At 64.4% G+C, this 343-nt stretch carries 1 protein-coding gene; it reads right to left on the reverse strand.

Annotation, left to right across the window (positions count from 1 at the left end):
- A partial coding sequence (locus tag CWO89_RS45355) for a transposase (RefSeq protein WP_130584493.1) occupies positions 1-343 on the reverse strand: 343 nt, incomplete at both ends.

A 343-nucleotide genomic window follows, 5' to 3' on the forward strand; every position in this document is an offset into this window, starting at 1 on the left:
CGCGGTTGAGAAGCCGCGCGTCGGTCGGGAACATCACGTTCTTGGGCCGCACCGTGGTGTCGACGAAGACCCGGTTGAGATCGGACGGTTTGAGCGCCTTGGTCTTGGTCGCAACCGCAAGGCTCTCCTGCAGCAAGGCCTGCAGCTTCTCCTCGCCCATGCGCTGGCGCCAGCGGGTCAGCGAGGAGCGGTCGAACACCAGGCGGTGCTGGAAGAACTTCTCGCCGCAGAAGAACTGGTAATAGGGGTTCTCCACCCAGCGTTCGCACAGCAACTCATCGGAGAGGTCGTAGCTGTGCTTGAGGATCGCCAACCCCGCCATCAGCCGGGTCGGCAGCGGCGG

Origin of the sequence: Bradyrhizobium sp. Leo170 (genome assembly GCF_004296405.1) — a bacterium.
GTDB lineage: Bacteria > Pseudomonadota > Alphaproteobacteria > Rhizobiales > Xanthobacteraceae > Bradyrhizobium.